Raw genomic sequence first — 16949 nt, 5'->3', positions numbered from 1 at the left:
CATTCATCAATCCGCAATGGTTTTACGGTGTTTCAGCCGCTTTCAGCTTATTCATCAATGCCGCCAACGCTTGCCCCCGATGACTTACCCGATTTTTTTCCGCAGCACTGAGCTCGGCAGCTGTTTTCCCATATTCAGGCAAGTAAAAGTGCGGGTCGTAGCCAAATCCGCCTCTGCCCGCTGCCTCTGTTTGCCACACACCGTGCCAGACAGCATCAGCAATCAGCGGTTGCGGGTCATTTTCATGGCGCGTTAAAATCAATACGCAATAGTAATAAACGTTTTTATCCGTCTTTTTGCTTAATTCGGCACTGAGTTTGGCATTGTTGGCAGCATCGGATTTCGGATTATCACCCGCATAACGCGCTGAATACACGCCCGGCAATCCGCCCAAAGCGGCGGCACAAATACCGGAATCGTCTGCCAATGCGGGTAAGCCGCTGATGCGGCTGGCATGACGGGCTTTGGTTAAGGCATTTTCAATAAAGGTGTGATACGGTTCGGCACATTCAGCAACCTGAAATTGTGCTTGCGGCAATAATTGAATGCTCAAAGGTGCGAAACAGGCTTGAAATTCTGTCAATTTCCCGCTGTTGTTGCTCGCCAATACCAACTGTGTCATGGGCTTTGTCATGATTTGGATTCCGTTTTTTGCGTTTGGATTTGATATTGAGATAAACGGGCTGCCTGAAAACTGCGTTCACGCAAAAACAACGCCAAAGAAGCCATTTGTCCGATCACGGCGGCAAAAGACAACAAAAAGCAAACCAAGGAGATGCCCTTTTGGCTTTGTGTCCAAAAATAACCGCCCAAAGCGACCAAGCCGATAAACATCAAGGTGAATGACGCAATCAGCAATAAAAAGGTTTGGTTTTTTTTCATGGTGTGCTGTTTTTGTGTTTTCAGGCAGCCTTATCAAGCAGGCTGCCTGAAAACAAAATAAATCATTATCGTTGTCAGAAATGGTTTCTTGATTTTCCCGATGCCGTTTGTGCCGCGCGGCGGTGTGATGATGCCATATCATGGCTGCCTGAAACCGATGTTTACAAAATAAATATCAATACCACTGCAAAATCAATATTACTCCAAAAGCAAACGGCAATTCTTTTTCACAATTGCACGAGGAGAGCCACCAAAGCATGATTCACTTACTTCCCATTATTTTGAGAATACTATTTCGCGTTGTATTGTTTTCATGATGTTTTTACAGTCAAACTGCTTTTTTTCATCACACAGCAATCTGAAACAATCAAACATTGTATGGTAGAAATCGGAATAAAAAATCGTATCCATGTACAAAAAACAGCCGCTGAGCCATATGTTTTCAGGCAGCCTGTTTGATGAGGCTGCCTGAAATTAATGAAACAGAACAAATATTGCCGGCATCAGCGCAATTCTTGATACAGTTTTTTCAGCCAAGTTTGTGCATCGGCTTTGTCATAGGCACTGCCGTTAATATCAGCAAGGCTGACACGAGTACCGTCTGCGGCCGGCATCACCAGCACGGTTAATTTTTCAGGTATTTTAGGTGCTTGGCTGTCTTTATCGCTGCCAAACATTCGGCTGAAGAAACCCGGTTCTTGGTTGGCAACCGCGCTGCCTTCAGCCGGCGCAACTTGAACCAAAAACACATGGCGATCGGTGTTTTCACCAATAACATCTAAGCCAACACGATCCAATGCCAATGCCACGCGCCGCCAATTGCGTTCTTGCTGTCCGCTGAGCAAAATACTGCCGTCTTCCAATTTTGCCAATGATGTCCCTTGGGTTTGCTCCTTATTCACTTCCTTGCGAATTTGCTGCTCATCAGCACCCAGATACTGCATAAAGCGCGCTAAAAATACGGCTTCCAAATTGGGGTCGTTCGGACGGGGTTTCCACTGCAAGCTGTCTTGCTGTTTGCTGTCAAACGCTTGGATTAACCCTTTTTGGGTAAAAAACACGTCTGCGCCGTTTTTACCGTTGTGTTCCAAGCGAATGATGAATTTATCGCGTTCTCCTGTGGAGTAAATACCGCCCAGCCCCACTTTATCAAATAAACTGCGCACCATGTCGGTGGGTAATTTAGCGCGGTTTTCCGCCCAATCGGTTTCCATTAAACCAATTGACGGCTCTTCGCGGTCAATGGTAAAGCCTTGTTCTTGCCAAAAGGCCTTGAGTAAGGGCCAAATTTCAGCAGGTTGTTTGTCGGCAATACTCAGCCAGCGAATGCTGCCATCGCGCTCAAGATGAACGTTGTCCACATTTGCCAATACCGCCTGATTGGCAGAAACATTGGGTTTCGCGGTATTTAAATCGCTGGCGCGCACCGCACCGCCGCCCGATGGCAGATAATAGCGATCACCCTGATTGGGATCGGTTAAATCCGGCGGTACATCTAAGCGCACAACTTTACTGTCGGGTGATTGATAATCGTATCGCGGTTTTTTTGTATCGGCTGAAGAACACGCCGCCAAGCTGACTGTCAACGCGCTTAAAACCAGTGCTTTCCCCATATTCATTATTCTTTTCCCATGATGTTTAAATTAAATCAGTTTAGCTTCTTGCATTGCCGCCAATACCACAGCTTGCCCTTTTTCAGACAATTCGATAATCGGCAAACGTGAAATCGGGCGGATTTTACCCAGTTTTGCCAATGCCCATTTGGTGGGCGCGGGGCTGGGTTCGCAGAATAAATCCACGTGCAGCTTTTGCAAAGGATCATTTAACCAACGGGCTTTGGCAATATCGCCGCTCATGGCGGCATGGCACATTTCGGCAAAGGCTTTGGGCGCAACGTTGGCGGTTACACTGATGATGCCGTGTCCGCCGCACAATAAAAACGCCAGAGCGGACGCATCATCGCCTGAATACACGGCAAAATCGGCGGGGGCGCGTTTGAACAAATCACAGGCTCTGCCCAAATTTCCCGTGGCTTCTTTAACACCGATAATATTGTCAATTTCAGCCAAACGCAAAATGGTGTCATTGCTCATGTCGGCAACCGTACGCCCGGGCACATTATACAAAATCATCGGAATCGCCGCGGCTTCGGCAATGGCTTTGAAATGGCGGTAAATGCCTTCTTGATTGGGTTTGTTGTAGTACGGCACAACAGATAAAGTCATGTCCGCACCAACGCGCTCGGCTTCGCGGGAAAGGTGAATGGCTTCACCGGTATTGTTTGCGCCCGCACCGGCAATCACCGGAATGCGCCCTGCCGCATGTTTGACGGCAGTTTCCACCACAGCGATGTGCTCACTCACGCTTAATGTTGCGGTTTCACCGGTTGTGCCGACAACAACAATGCCGTCGGTGCCGGCATCAATGTGCCAATCAATCAATTGTTTGAACTGCTCAAAGTCCACGCTACCGTCTTCGCACAACGGCGTAACAATAGCAACCAAGCTGCCTGTTAACATAGTAAAACCTTTAAATTTAATGCCACGAAAATGGCTTGAATTGTAGCGTATTTTACCCCGATTGGCATAATCTTGGGAAAAAGGCTTATTTGACTGAAACACAGCCGAATACATCGCCCGCCGATTTCGCCTCACTCAATGTTGGGGCTTGATTGTCTTTATCGGTTTGCCGAATGCGCATACCGCTGTCAATAGGCCAGTCGATATTCAGTGCCTCATCGTTCCACAAAATGGCGCGCTCACTGGATTTATTGTAATAAGCCGTGGTTTTGTAAAGAAATTGTGTATTGTCTTCCAAAGCAATAAAACCGTGAGCAAAGCCCGGCGGTATCCAAAATTGTTTGTGATTGCTGCCTGAAAGTGCCACGCCGAACCATTGCCCGAAAGTCGGTGAGTCCATGCGCAAATCAACCGCCACGTCCCACGCCTGCCCTTGCACCACCCGCACGAGTTTGCCTTGGGCATGGGGCGGCAGTTGATAATGCAGCCCGCGCACCACGCCTTTTTCAGACAAGGAATGATTGTCCTGTACCCAAGGCAAGGGTTGTTGCTCGTGTTCGATAAGCAATGAATCAAATACTTGTTGATTAAAACTCTCACAAAACCAGCCGCGGTCATCGGCAAAAATACGCGGCTCAATAATCAATAAATCACGAATGGGGGTTGTGGAAATTTGCATTTATTTTCTTTCGGTTTTTTGGATTTTTCAGGCTGCCTGAAAGATAAAGACATTGTCATTACAAGCCAAATACCGCCATTTCGCTGATTGACCATTTTACCAACAATGCGGCTTTACACTGCCTCGCCACAGCAGCCAATGATTAATCTGTTTTCAGGCTGCCTGAATAATAATCAAATGAATAATGACATGCCGGCACGATATTCATGGTTTACGGCGGTCAATTCTCTGCTCTTTGCTGATTTTCAGTAAATATTGCCCATAGCCGGTTTTCTTGAAAAATTCGGCACGGCAGTGTAACTGTTCGGCATCAATCCAGCCGTTATAAAAGGCAATTTCTTCCAAACAGGCAATTTGTAAACCTTGGCGGTGTTCAATGGTTTGTACAAATTGACCTGCTTCAATTAAGGAATCGTGTGTACCGGTATCCAGCCAAGCAAAACCGCGCCCCAGTAATTCCACATTCAAATTGCCTTGCTGCAAGTAAATATTATTAACATCAGTGATTTCCAGCTCACCGCGCGGCGAGGGCTTGATGTGTTTGGCAATATCCACCACTTGGTTATCATAAAAATACAAACCGGTAACGGCATAATGTGATTTGGGTTGTGCGGGTTTTTCTTCGATGCTCAAAGCCTTGCCGTTTTCGTCAAACGCCACCACACCGAAACGTTCGGGGTCGTTTACATAGTAGCCGAATACCGTTGCGCCGCTGACTTGATTATCGGCACTCTGTAATTGCTGCCTAAAACTTTGCCCATAGAAAATATTGTCGCCTAAAATCAAGCATACCGAATCTTGTCCGATAAAATTTTCGCCCAAAATAAACGCTTGCGCCAAACCGTCGGGCGAAGGCTGTATTTGATACTGAAAGCGCATACCCAAATCATCACCGCTGCCCAGCAATTTTTCAAAACTGGGTAAATCCTGTGGTGTGGAAATAATCAAAACTTCCCGTATTCCCGCCATCATCAATACCGATAATGGATAGTAAATCATCGGCTTATCGTAAACAGGCAAAAGCTGTTTGGAAACACCCAATGTAATGGGATGCAGGCGCGTACCGGAACCGCCTGCCAAAATAATGCCTTTTCGGGTCATGGTTTGCTTTCTAAAATATCGTTAATCGCATGTTTCACACCGATTTGCCATTCAGGTAAATGCAGGCTAAATGTTGCACGCAATTTTTGAGTATCCAGTCGTGAATTTAAGGGACGCACAGCCGGTGTCGGGTAATTTGCCGTGGTAATTGGGCTTACCTGTTTTATTTGCATGGCGTATCCCTGTTCACGGGCTGCCTGAAAAATAAAGTTGGCATATTCATACCACGTGGTTTCACCTGCTGCTGCCAAATGATATGTTCCCATTAAAGTTTCGCGTTCGTTTTCAGGCAGCCTGAAATAATGATGCACCGCATGTGCAGTGATGTCTGCAATTAAATCCGCACCCGTGGGCGCACCGATTTGATCGTTGATGATATTGAGTGTGTCTTTGGTTTTTGCCAGCTTCAGCATGGTTTTAATAAAATTGCTGCCGTGTACGCCATACACCCACGAAGTACGAAAATTTAAAAACCGCGCTCCGCTGTTTTCGAGTGCGATTTCACCCGCACGTTTACTCTGCCCATAGATATTTAGCGGGGCGGTTTCATTGTCTTCATGCCAAGGGCTGCAACCTTGCCCATTAAATACATAATCGGTGGAATAATGCACCAATAAAGCATTTATCTCTCGGCACTGCGCTGCCAAATGACGTACGGCATGATGATTAATTTGTTCCGCTTGTTCACACTCTTGTTCGGCACGATCCACCGCCGTATAAGCCGCCGCATTCACCACCACATCGGGTTTAATTTGATTTATTAAACGGGCAACGCCGTCAAAATCGGTAATATCGCCGCTTAACCCATCGGCTTTGGTTTCTTGCCCGAAAGCGTATACCCTGCCCAACGGCTGCAAAGCACGCTGTAAAGCCCAGCCTACTTGTCCGTTTTTGCCCAACAATAAAATATTCATGGTTATTCCGCTACTGTATTGCCGTTTTGGCATTGCCGATATTCACCGCTTTTTACGTGCGCCACCCATGTTTGATTGTCTAAATACCATTGTACTGTTTTGCGCAAGCCGCTCTCGAAACTTTCCTGCGGTGTCCAACCCAAATCACGCTGAATTTTTGCGGCATCAATGGCGTAGCGCACATCATGCCCGGGTCGGTCGGCAACATGGGTAATCAAATCCGCATACCGTGCCACACCTTGCGGTTTTTCGGGCGCAAGTTCTTCCAATAAGGCACAAACGGCTTGCACCACTTCAATATTTTTTTGCTCGTTGTGTCCGCCAATGTTGTAGGTTTCGCCCGCTTGCGCTTGAGTCAAAACACAATACAAGGCGCGGGCGTGGTCTTCCACATACAGCCAATCACGGACTTGTTCGCCGCTGCCGTAAATCGGCAGTGGTTTTCCCGCCAAAGCATTCAAAATAATCAGCGGAATCAGTTTTTCAGGAAAATGACAAGGACCATAATTATTGGAACAATTGGTGATGAGTATCGGTAAACCATAAGTGCGATGCCATGCCCGCACCAAATGGTCGGAACTTGCTTTGCTGGCGGAATAAGGCGAGCTTGGCGCGTATGGTGTGGTTTCTGTGAACAAATCATCACTGCCGTGCAAATCGCCATACACTTCATCGGTGGAAATATGATGAAAACGAAAATCATGGCGGCGGTTTTCAAGCAGCCCTTGCCAATAAGCGCGAACGGCTTCCAGCAATTGATACGTACCCACGATATTGGTTTCAATAAAGGCAGCAGGACCGGATATGGATCGATCCACATGCGATTCTGCCGCCAAATGCATCACCGCATCGGGCTGAAAATCATTTAGCCATTTTTCTACAGCGGCACGGTCACCGATGTCGGCACGGGCAAAGCGGTAACGCGGATTGGCTGAAACGCTTGCCAATGATTCTAAATTGCCCGCATAAGTGAGCTTATCTATATTTAAAATGCAGTGTTCCGTTTCGTTAATCAAATAACGAATCAGTGCTGAGCCGATAAAACCCGCACCACCGGTGATGAGGATATTCATGAGATAACAACCTTTGTATTGCTTAATAAGGAAATAGGGGCAGTCCCTGTTTATTTAAGGACAACCCCTGGTTTTCTTGTATATTAAAAATTTTAATGATGTTTATGTAAACAATTTGTTATCCCGCCAATCCAAATACCGCTGTGCTACTTTTTCAGGCAATAAGTCTTCATTAAACGGTACTTTAAACTGCTCAGGTGATTGCATCAGTTCATCCATTTTCGCACTTAAAGCGGCAATATTGCCGACAGGCACTAAGCAATGCGACGGGAGTAATTCATTGGGACCACTCGGGCAATCGGTACTGATCACGGGTATGCCCAATGCCAAAGACTCGGCAATCACCAAACCAAAGCCTTCATAACGCGAAGACAATACAAACCCAGTGGCATGGGCAATTAAGGGATAAGGATTGGCATGAAAACCCGCAAAAATCACTTGCTCAGCAACGCCCAATTCTTGCACCAAGCGGCGGCAATTGTCTTCTTCTTCACCTTTGCCTACCAACACCAGTGGCAAGGTTTGGGCAGAAGCGGCATAAGCACGGATCAAGGTAGCATGATCTTTTTGCTCGGAAAATCTGCCGACATGTATCAAATAAGCAAACGGATACGGTTTCGGCTCAATTTGGCTTAGTGCGGTGATTTTGGCTTGATCAACAGGGTTTAAAATGGCGGTAATCCGCGCTTGCGGATCAATATGGTTTACATAATCATCAACCACGCCTTGACTGACACCCACCAGCCGTCGCCCATAATAAAGCCTTTGTGTTTCCTGCATTTTTCGATTTTGCCAAGCGATGTCGGTATAAACTGTGTAAATTTCTGCCGACAAGGCATGGTGCAAAACATGGGTAACCACGTTGAAACGGCTGAGGCGTAAAATTTGATCTACCAACAATAAATTGGACAAAATCAAACCCGGCTTACCAATATACCATTTGATATAAGCGTCCAATCTCCATGCATTAAGCCGACAGCGAAACGCATGGGAAAGTTGCCGCAACGCACCTCTGGGTAACCAAGCACAGGGATAATAATCAAAAAAATGGTAATGAATATTTTCTTCCAGAGCATAATCTACGCCACCGTCTTTAAACAGGATAATATGGGTGTCATACCCCAAATGCGAAAACGCTTGCGCCAGCGTTAAAACAAAGCGTTCCGCCCCTCCTCCGCGTAAACTGTCAATCATCAGCACCACTGGTGATCTACTGTGCATAGGCTTATTTCCTTGTCATTTCTTGATGGCAATTGTATTCATCTATTCGTGCCAAATACTGTTGTGCCACTGCTTCAGGCAACCACTCTTCATGAAATTTGGCTTTAAAGTAAGTGGGATTATCGGCAAGTGCGTTGATTTGTGCCGCCAATGCTGCCGTGTCTGCCACAGGGGATAAACAATGCGGCGGCAAGATTTCATTGGGACCGCTCGGGCAATCGGTACTGATTACGGGGATACTCAATGCCAATGCTTCCAACAGTACCAGTGGCATCCCCTCATTGCGGGAAGACAAAATCAAACCTTTGGCGTGTGCCATTAAAGGATACGGATTGGCGTGTGCGCCCGCAAAAAAAATGTGGTCATCAATACCCAGTTCCTGAACCAAGCGGTGGCACTGTTCTTGATGATGACCTTTACCCACCAACACCAAAGGCAAAGTCCTGGCAGATTGGGCATAAGCGCGAAGCAAAGTGGCGTGATCTTTGGCTTCACAAAATCTACCGACATGAATCAAATAATCGCCCGAATACGGCGAAGCGAAAGCCTGACTTAATTGGAGAATGCGGTCGCGGTCAATGGGATTGAGAATGGCGGTGATGTTGGCGCGTTCATTAACATAACGGCGATAATCTTCTGCCGCGCCGCGGCTAACAGCAACCAATACTTTATACTCATGCAGGTGTTGCAACCATTTTTGTTTTTTATGGTAATTGTCGTTTAAATAATGCTCTTTTGATACCGTACCGTGCAGAACATGTAAGATATTCGGTAACCGGCTGTAACGCAAAATCGGATCTATCCATTGGTTGGAGATGATTAAATCCGCCTGCCCGATATGGGTGCGCACATAACGGTCAAAGCGATGCACGTTGATGATATTGCGAATGGTGCTGGACATTTGCCGAAACAATCCGCGCGGCAGCCATGCATAAGGTGAATATGGCAATAAATGGTAATGAAAATCTGCTTCGGGCGGATAATCGCAGCTTGCCTGAAACGTGATGATGTGGACCTTATAACCCAAGTTCACAAATGCACGCGCCATAATCAACACAAAGCGTGATAAGCCGCCCTCCGATAAATCCAGCGCGGTGAAAATGACCGTTTTGTCGGTGTTTCGGTTTTTTGGCATGCTTAATTCACCACCCGAATAAACAATTTTTCCTGCCAGCGTTTCAGCCACTTGCCCGCGCTGATTTTTTTATACCACGAACGTTGTAAATAGTTTTGAAACAGCCATTGATATGCACCCGGGTTACCGAAGTGTTCAATAATGCGTACCGCGTGTTTGTGGTAGATTTTTTGAAACGCCTGCTGCTGTTTGTCACGGTTTTTGAAATGAGCATTGGTTAAGGATAAGTGCTCTGCGCCATGCCTGCGGTAGCGAAACAGGCGTTCAGGAATAATGTGTAGTTCTTCATCGTGTTGCAATAAACGTATCCACAAATCCCAATCCTCGCACACGGTTAAATTTTCATCGCAACCGCCGAGTGCATCAAAATCGGCTTTGCGCAATAGATTGCTGCACGCCAGATAGTTTTGCCACAATAAACGGCTGATCGATGGTTCTGTTGTCTGCCAATGATTTTCGCCGCGTTCATTGAACTCCGTTACCCAACACGACACCAACTTGACTCGAGGATTGTCTTGCAAAATGTTCACCGCTTTGCTGATATAAGTCGGCTCAATCAAATCATCGCTGTCCAAAAACAATAAAAACTCCCCGCGTGCTATTTGTACCCCCGCATTGCGCGCCCCTGCCAAACCGCGATTGACTTGGCTCAGTAAACGGATTTTAGGGCTGTTTATGCGATCAATAATCGCTTGCGGCGATTGTTTGGAGCCGTCGTCAATCACGATGATTTCGAGCTGTTGATAAGTGCTGTTTAAAGCACTGTGCAGGGTTTCTGCCAGAGTGGCTTCGTTGTTGTAAAACGGGATAATGACGGAGACTAAGGGGTGCATGGTAACTTTAAAATGAGGACTAAACGGTTTTGAGGTGTTAATGGTAATCCGAAGTGGTTTAAACCCGAATATCCAACAGTAAATCAGCAGGAATATGCAAGCCTTGGTGTAATTTTTTAATCATGGATAAGCTCAAAGCGCGTTTGCCGTTTAAGACTTCCGACACTTTAGACGGAGAACCCAAATAGGCTTCCATGCCTTTTTGGCTTAAATCGTTTTGTTCCATTTGAAACTTAATCACTTCCAGTGCCGTGATCGGTTCACGCACAATCATATAATGTTTGTTTTCATAGGCTTCCAGCAAACACGCCAATGCGTCCAGCTCATCATTCTCCTCACTTCCTGTTGGCGGGTTATTGTCCATTAGTTGTTCGAGTCGCTGAACGGTGGCTTCATAATCGGCTTCTGTTCTAATGATTTTTACTGTATCCATCTGTACTCTCCTACAGCTTTAATTGATCATACTCGGCATGAGTACTACCCACTCCACTTTTACCACGCCGTTTATATAGCGCACCTTCACCAGCAAACGATAATGATTGTCGCGAATATTAAAAATCACACGATTATCCGAGAGAAAATCTACACTGCGATACATGCTCTTAATATCTTGTGGTGTGTACCAATGGCTGTTTTCAACCAAGTTAATCCACACATTCAATGCTTTTCTGCTGTCTGCGTGTTTGAGCGCAAATGCCTCCAATAATTTTCTGCCAACAATAATCATTGTGTTAAACCTTTGAAAACAGATATATTATAGTAATAAAATTCCCAAAGAGGGAATTTTATTACTTGGCTTTCAGGTAACTTCACATTGTCGTACCCATTCCAAATACCGCAATGCCACTTTTCCAGGGAGCAAGTCTTCATTAAACGGGATTTTAAAACGCTCAGGCTCCTGCATCAGCTCATTCATTTTTTCACTTAATGCAGCAATATCACCAACAGGTACTAAGCAATGCAGCGGCAATAATTCATTGGGACCGCTCGGGCAATCGGTGCTGATAAACGGTGTTCCCAATGTCAAGGCTTCTAAAATCACCATGGGCATGCCCTCATAGCGCGAAGACAATACAAATCCTGTGGCATGGGCAATTAAAGGATAAGGGTTGGCTTGGAAACCCGTGAAAATCACTTGATCGGCAATGCCCAATTCTTGCACCAAGCGGCGGCAATTGTCTTCTTCTTCGCCTTTGCCCACCAGCACCAGCGGCAAGGTTTGAGCAGAAGCGACATAAGCGCGAATCAAAGTGGCATGGTCTTTTTGGGCATGTAAGCGACTAACATTGATTAAATAGCCACCCATATACGGTGACTTTTCAGTTTGCGCTTGGGCGACAATATGATCGCGGTCAATCGGGTTTAAAATTGCCTTAACCCGTGCTTCGGGATTGATGTGGTGCAGATAATCTTCCATCACCCCACGGCTGACCGCCGCCAGTGGACGATTACCGTAGAGCTGTTTTAAAAACGCGGTTTGTTTGCCGCTTGCGTCTGCTGTCAAGTTGTATTCTATTGACAGAGTGTTGTGCAACACATGAACAATATTCGGCAGTTTGCTGTAATGCAAGATACGGTCGGCTGTGTACAGATTCGACACAATCAAAACAGGTGTGCCGATATGGTGGCGGATATAGTTGTCCAATACCCTCGCCGCCCAGCTATAGCGCAAAGTGCCTTTGGGCAAGAATTTGTCCAGTGGATTGTGCAGACAGTGATAATGCACTTGTTGATCGGTGGAATAATCGGCAAGCGGTTTAAAGGTGATGATATGACTTTGATAACCCAGCCGCGCAAAAGCACGTGCCATGGTTAAAACAAAGCGTTCACCGCCGCCACCGTGCAGATTGGCGATCACGAAAACGACTGAGGCTGAGGAGGGAGAAGACATTATGGTTATGACTATATTGAGAAGCGGTTTGGAGGTTGATGTTAAATCAAAGTAAGCGTGTCAGCAATTTTTTCAGGCAACCGGACAGGTTTGCAACCAATCCAAATACCGCTGTGCTACTTTTTCAGGCAATAAATCTTCGTTAAACGAGGTTTTGAAGCGTTCCAGCTCTTGCATCAATTCATTCATTTTCGCGCTTAAAGCGGCAATATCGCCGACAGGTACTAAGCAATGCGGCGGCAGTAATTCATTGGGACCACTCGGGCAATCGGTGCTGATCACGGGTATGCCCAATGCCAAAGATTCGGCAATCACCAAACCAAAGCCTTCATAACGAGAGGACAATACAAACCCGGAGGCATGAGCAATCAAGGGGTAGGGGTTGGCTTGGAAACCTACGAAAATCACTTGCTCACCAATCCCCAACTCTTGCACCAAGCGGCGGCAATTGTTCTCTTCTTTGCCCTGTCCCAATAATAATAAAGGCATCAGGCGGTGTGAAGCGGCATAGGCTCGCAGTAAGGTGGCGTGATCTTTTTGTGGTGAAAATCTACCAACATGAATTAAATACGGCGATGGATAAGCAACGTTATCGACTTGTGCTAAGTGACGAATATGTTCACGCGCTATCGGGTTCAAAATGGTGGTGATGCGTGCTTGACCGTCAATGTATTGTTGATAATCCAACATCACCCCGCGGCTTACCGCAATTAACGGGCGTTTACCATACACATAACGCAATTGGGCAATGCTGGCTTTGGGATACTTGCTATTTAATTGATAATCCAAGCTTGTGGTGTTGTGCAGCACATGCACAATATTCGGCAAACGGCTGTGATGTAAAATTTGATCAACTTGCCATAAGTTTGACACGATTAAATCGGGCGTGCCGATGTGGCGGCGAATATGACGGTCAAACAGCCGAGCCGCCAGCCAATAGCGCAAGCGCCCTTTGGGCAGAGCGCGTAAAGGGCGGTAGGGAATAAAATGACAATGAATGCCGCTGGCGGATGCGTGGTCAATGTGTTTTTTAAACGCCACCACATGGGCTTGATAACCCAATTGTACAAAAGCTTGTGCTAAGGTTAAAACAAACTTTTCTGCACCCCCGCCTTGCAGGGTGAAAATGGCGAACACAACGGTTTTGGGGTCGGTCATGGTGTCATGCTTGCAATCAATAATAACTTATTTTGCGGGGCTTTTCTTCCAAAATCAAGCCTTTATTTTTGGTTTTAGCCACAGCAGTTAATTCCGTTCCGCTGACATCATCATGGCGAGCGAAGCAATTAAATACTCAGCACGATTTACTTTCGGGTTGCCGCTTCGCTCCTTGCCATGACAGTGTTCTGATGCTTTGAAATGAATAAGTTAATTATGCCAATATATTTTTCAGTTTCTTATTGATTTTACTATATATAATAGTGGGATTTACTAATGCTGTTTATCCAAACCACACACTTTCCCTTTTGCATCAGGATAGGCTTTGCCGTCTTCGCCGCGCATTTGCAGCTGTTTGCCGTCCACAAAAAACACCATGCGGTCGCCCGCTTGGTCTAATTGCAATAAACCGTCCGGCCGCCAGTGAAATTGTCCTGTGATTTCACGCGGCAATTCGCCCACCACGCGCCCAACATAGCGGCTGTTAAAGCGGTATTGTTGGTCAGGAAACAATTCCAGCCGCGCTTCAATATAATCGCAATTGGGACAAAGCAGCTGCCCGCGGTAAATACCAACCCAAGCGGCGGCATCTTGCGGTGATACGGCCGCGCCCAAGGCGGGTAAAGGAAAATCGGCAACATCTGCTGCTTTGGGCTGGCAAGCACTCAATAAAACTGCACCCAATATCAGCAAAATGCCGCCCTGCATATACTGCCGCCAATATTTAAACACCACACTACGCATAATGCCGCTCCTCACCCTGCCCATCAATATTGTCTGCACACCGTGCGCACAGGGTTGGGTGATCGGCATGGCTGCCGATGTCATCGGTGTAATGCCAACAGCGTTCACATTTTTCGCTTTGGCTGGCGGCGGCGGTTACACTCAATTCCGTGCCGTTTTCCACACGCACTTTAGACACCAGCAATACAAAACGCAATTCGCTGCCCAAGGCTTTCAGGTAGCCTGATAAAGGTTCGGGTGCGGTAATCACCGCTTCGGCTTGCAGCGACGAGCCGATTACTTTATCAGTACGCAAAGGTTCAATGGCGGCGGTTACGGCATCGCGTACACTGCGCACCGCTTGCCATTTTTTCAGTAATTCCGCTTCAGCCGCCGCCGGCATAACGGGAAAGTCGTGCAGGGTGTGGAACAACACGCTGTCTTCTTCGCCGCCGCCAATGATGTCCCATGCTTCTTCAGCAGTGAAACACAAAATCGGCGACATCAGCAGCACCAGATTGCGGGTGATGTGATAGAGCGCGGTTTGCGCACTGCGGCGGGCATGGCTGTCGGTGCGGGTGGTGTAGAGGCGGTCTTTGAGAATATCAAGATAAAACGCACCCATGTCTTCGGCACAAAAATGCACGATTTCTTGTACGGCATAGTGAAAGGCATAGCGCGGGTAGTAGTCGCCCGCCAGTTTTTCTTGCAGCTGCCGCGCCAATACCAAGGCATAGCGATCAAGGCTGATCATTTGTTCTTGCGGCACGGCGTGTTCAATCGGATTAAAATCGCTCAAGTTTGCCAGCAGAAAACGCAAGGTATTGCGTAGGCGGCGATAACTTTCGGTTACGCGTTTGAGGATTTCATCGGAAATTGCCAATTCGCCGGAATAATCGGTAGATGCCACCCACAGGCGCAGAATATCCGCGCCCAATGTGTCGTTGATTTTTTGCGGTGCAATCACATTGCCCAGTGATTTCGACATTTTCTGCCCATTACCGTCCACCACAAAACCGTGGGTGAGCAACTGCTTATACGGCGCACGGCCGGCTGTGGCACAACCGGTCAGCATAGACGATTGAAACCAGCCGCGATGCTGGTCGCTGCCTTCTAAGTACAAGTCAGCAGGCCAAGCCAATTCTTCGCGCCGTCTTAACACGGCGGCGTGGGTGCTGCCTGAATCAAACCAAACATCTAATGTGTCTTTCAGCTTTTCGTAAACATCGGCTTCATCGCCCAGAAGCTCACGGGCATCAAGTGAAAACCAAGCTTCAATGCCTTTGGTTTCAATGCGTTTGGCGACTTCTTCCAGCAATTCTTGAGAACGCGGGTGCAATTCACCCGTTTCTTTATGCACAAAGAAAGTCATGGGTGTTCCCCATTGGCGTTGGCGCGACACCACCCAATCCGGGCGGCCTTCAATCATTGCTTCCAGCCGCGCCCGCCCCCAAGACGGAAAGAATTCCGTGGCTTCCACAGCTTGCATGGCGGTATTGCGCAGGGTTTGTCCATTGTTGCCGGCTTTATCCATGCCGATAAACCATTGGCTGGTGGCACGAAAAATAATCGGCGTTTTGTGCCGCCAGCAATGCGGATAACTGTGCTGTAATTTGGCGTTGGCAAGCAGATTACCCGACTGCGTCAGTGCATCAATAATCAGCCCATTGGCTTGCCACACGTTCACGCCCGCCACCAGCGGCGTGTCGCTGCGGAAAGTGCCGTCGCTCAGCACCGGATTGTCAATCGGCAGGTGATAGCGCAAACCGACCAAGTAATCGTCCATGCCGTGTGCGGGTGCGGTGTGGACTAAACCGGTACCGGCATCGGTGGTAACGTGTTCACCCAGAATAATCGGCACTTGCCGCGCCAGAAACGGGTGTTGCAGCAGCAGATTTTCCAATGTGTAGCCATCGATTTCTGCCAATACCGTGTACGGTGTGCCATAACGCTGACACGCCGCTTCTGCCAAGTCTTTTGCCAGCACCAAATAATCTTTACCGGCGGCAACCAATTGATAAACCACGTTCGGATTAAGACTCACCGCTTGATTTGCCGGCAGCGTCCACGGCGTTGTTGTCCAAATCACCGCACGGACTTGGTTTGCCGTGTTTTCAGGTAGCCCAAATGCTTTCAGCAATGCGGCGGTATCCACAAAATCAAACGCCACATCAATGGCAGACGAGGTTTTGTCGTGATATTCCACTTCGGCTTCCGCCAAAGCCGAACCGCATTCAATGCAATAATTTACAGGCTTCTCACCGCGGTAAAGAAATCCGGCTGCCTGAATTTTCCCCAACACCCGCACAATATCTGCTTCGGTTTGGAAATTCATGGTGAGATAAGGATTGTCCCAATCGCCCAATACGCCCAAACGGATAAAGTCGCGTTTTTGCCGTGCAATTTGTTCGGCGGCGTATTCGCGGCACAATTCGCGGAACTTGGTGGCGGGAATGTTTTTGCCGTGCAGTTTTTCCACCATGAGTTCAATCGGCAGACCATGACAATCCCAGCCCGGCACATAGGGCGCATCAAAACCCGCCAAGGTTTTGCTGCGCAAAATCATGTCTTTTAAAATTTTATTAACAGCATGACCAATATGGAGATCACCGTTGGCATAGGGCGGACCATCGTGCAGAATAAATTTCGGACGACCTTTGGCAACATCACGCAGCTTTTGATAGCGTTTTTGTTCATACCACGATTTCAGCCAGCCACCCTCGCGCTTGGCTAAATCGCCGCGCATGGGGAACGGGGTATCGAGAAGATTAACGGTTTTGCGGTAGTCGGTCATGTTGAGGCTCTTGTTTTTTTAACTGA

The 16949-nt window shown here is 47.4% G+C and carries 18 protein-coding genes; 1 reads left to right on the top strand and 17 read right to left on the bottom strand.

What is annotated here, in order from left to right; genetic code table 11:
• Positions 1-22 precede the first annotated feature (22 nt).
• Both rdgB and Q384_RS00230 read right to left on the bottom strand, forming a co-directional pair.
• Entirely contained in the window at positions 23-634 is a 612-nt protein-coding gene (gene rdgB / locus Q384_RS00235) for an RdgB/HAM1 family non-canonical purine NTP pyrophosphatase (RefSeq protein ID WP_084224332.1), read from the bottom strand.
• Positions 631-882 (bottom strand): NGO_0222 family membrane protein, encoded by a 252-nt coding sequence (locus tag Q384_RS00230; RefSeq protein ID WP_037585219.1) that lies wholly within the window; start codon positions 880-882, stop codon positions 631-633. Before Q384_RS00230 ends, rdgB begins: the two co-directional genes overlap by 4 nt.
• Between Q384_RS00230 and Q384_RS00225 the strand changes: the two genes are divergently transcribed.
• Entirely contained in the window at positions 868-1143 is a 276-nt protein-coding gene (locus Q384_RS00225) for a hypothetical protein (RefSeq protein WP_156956369.1), read from the top strand. The two genes, Q384_RS00230 and Q384_RS00225, sit on opposite strands and share 15 nt — an antisense overlap.
• A 242-nt stretch (positions 1144-1385) precedes the next feature.
• Here the strand turns inward: Q384_RS00225 and bamC are convergent, their stop codons facing one another.
• The 15 genes from bamC to ileS all read right to left on the bottom strand — a co-directional run bounded on the left by bamC (position 1386) and on the right by ileS (position 16923).
• Positions 1386-2501: an outer membrane protein assembly factor BamC gene (gene bamC / locus Q384_RS00220; protein WP_037585216.1), complete on the bottom strand. Its 1116-nt coding sequence runs from the start codon at positions 2499-2501 to the stop codon at positions 1386-1388.
• 24 nt (positions 2502-2525) lie between these two features.
• Positions 2526-3401, bottom strand: coding sequence for a 4-hydroxy-tetrahydrodipicolinate synthase (dapA, locus tag Q384_RS00215; RefSeq protein ID WP_037585269.1), 876 nt, complete (start codon positions 3399-3401; stop codon positions 2526-2528).
• An 85-nt stretch (positions 3402-3486) separates the two neighbouring features.
• Positions 3487-4080 carry a dTDP-4-dehydrorhamnose 3,5-epimerase gene (gene rfbC / locus Q384_RS00210; protein WP_037585215.1) on the bottom strand — a complete coding sequence of 198 codons (594 nt, stop codon included), beginning with the start codon at positions 4078-4080 and terminating at the stop codon, positions 3487-3489.
• Positions 4081-4284: 204 nt separating this feature from the next.
• Complete coding sequence (gene rfbA / locus Q384_RS00205) at positions 4285-5181, bottom strand: glucose-1-phosphate thymidylyltransferase RfbA (protein WP_037585214.1); 897 nt, start codon at positions 5179-5181, stop codon at positions 4285-4287.
• Positions 5178-6095, bottom strand: a complete 918-nt coding sequence (gene rfbD / locus Q384_RS00200; RefSeq protein WP_037585212.1) for a dTDP-4-dehydrorhamnose reductase — start codon at positions 6093-6095, stop codon at positions 5178-5180. The genes rfbA and rfbD overlap by 4 nt, the downstream gene beginning before the upstream one ends.
• Positions 6096-6097: 2 nt before the next feature.
• Positions 6098-7168, bottom strand: coding sequence for a dTDP-glucose 4,6-dehydratase (gene rfbB, locus Q384_RS00195; protein WP_037585211.1), 1071 nt, complete (start codon positions 7166-7168; stop codon positions 6098-6100).
• A gap of 102 nt (positions 7169-7270) precedes the next feature.
• Positions 7271-8389: a glycosyltransferase gene (locus Q384_RS00190; protein WP_037585210.1), complete on the bottom strand. Its 1119-nt coding sequence runs from the start codon at positions 8387-8389 to the stop codon at positions 7271-7273.
• A 4-nt stretch (positions 8390-8393) separates the two neighbouring features.
• A complete protein-coding gene (locus Q384_RS00185; protein ID WP_051940203.1) occupies positions 8394-9524 on the bottom strand; it encodes a glycosyltransferase in 1131 nt (376 codons plus the stop codon).
• Positions 9525-9526: 2 nt separating this feature from the next.
• Positions 9527-10357: a glycosyltransferase family 2 protein gene (locus Q384_RS00180; RefSeq protein ID WP_051940202.1), complete on the bottom strand. Its 831-nt coding sequence runs from the start codon at positions 10355-10357 to the stop codon at positions 9527-9529.
• Between the two features lie 58 nt (positions 10358-10415).
• Positions 10416-10790, bottom strand: a complete 375-nt coding sequence (locus Q384_RS00175) for a helix-turn-helix domain-containing protein (protein ID WP_037585209.1) — start codon at positions 10788-10790, stop codon at positions 10416-10418.
• An 18-nt stretch (positions 10791-10808) separates the two neighbouring features.
• The gene (locus tag Q384_RS00170) at positions 10809-11084 is read right to left on the bottom strand and encodes a type II toxin-antitoxin system HigB family toxin (RefSeq protein ID WP_211251058.1); all 276 of its coding nucleotides are present in this window, start codon (positions 11082-11084) and stop codon (positions 10809-10811) included.
• 72 nt (positions 11085-11156) lie between these two features.
• Positions 11157-12248, bottom strand: a complete 1092-nt coding sequence (locus Q384_RS00165; protein ID WP_037585208.1) for a glycosyltransferase — start codon at positions 12246-12248, stop codon at positions 11157-11159.
• Positions 12249-12320: 72 nt separating this feature from the next.
• On the bottom strand, positions 12321-13406 hold the full coding sequence (locus tag Q384_RS00160) for a glycosyltransferase (protein ID WP_037585207.1): 1086 nt from the start codon (positions 13404-13406) through the stop codon (positions 12321-12323).
• 273 nt (positions 13407-13679) lie between these two features.
• Positions 13680-14150: a copper resistance protein NlpE N-terminal domain-containing protein gene (locus tag Q384_RS00155; RefSeq protein ID WP_037585206.1), complete on the bottom strand. Its 471-nt coding sequence runs from the start codon at positions 14148-14150 to the stop codon at positions 13680-13682.
• Positions 14143-16923 carry an isoleucine--tRNA ligase gene (gene ileS / locus Q384_RS00150; RefSeq protein ID WP_037585205.1) on the bottom strand — a complete coding sequence of 927 codons (2781 nt, stop codon included), beginning with the start codon at positions 16921-16923 and terminating at the stop codon, positions 14143-14145. Before ileS ends, Q384_RS00155 begins: the two co-directional genes overlap by 8 nt.
• Positions 16924-16949 lie beyond the last annotated feature (26 nt).

This window comes from Stenoxybacter acetivorans DSM 19021 (assembly GCF_000745895.1).
GTDB lineage: Bacteria > Pseudomonadota > Gammaproteobacteria > Burkholderiales > Neisseriaceae > Stenoxybacter > Stenoxybacter acetivorans.
This window is presented reverse-complemented; position numbering and strand designations above follow the sequence as displayed.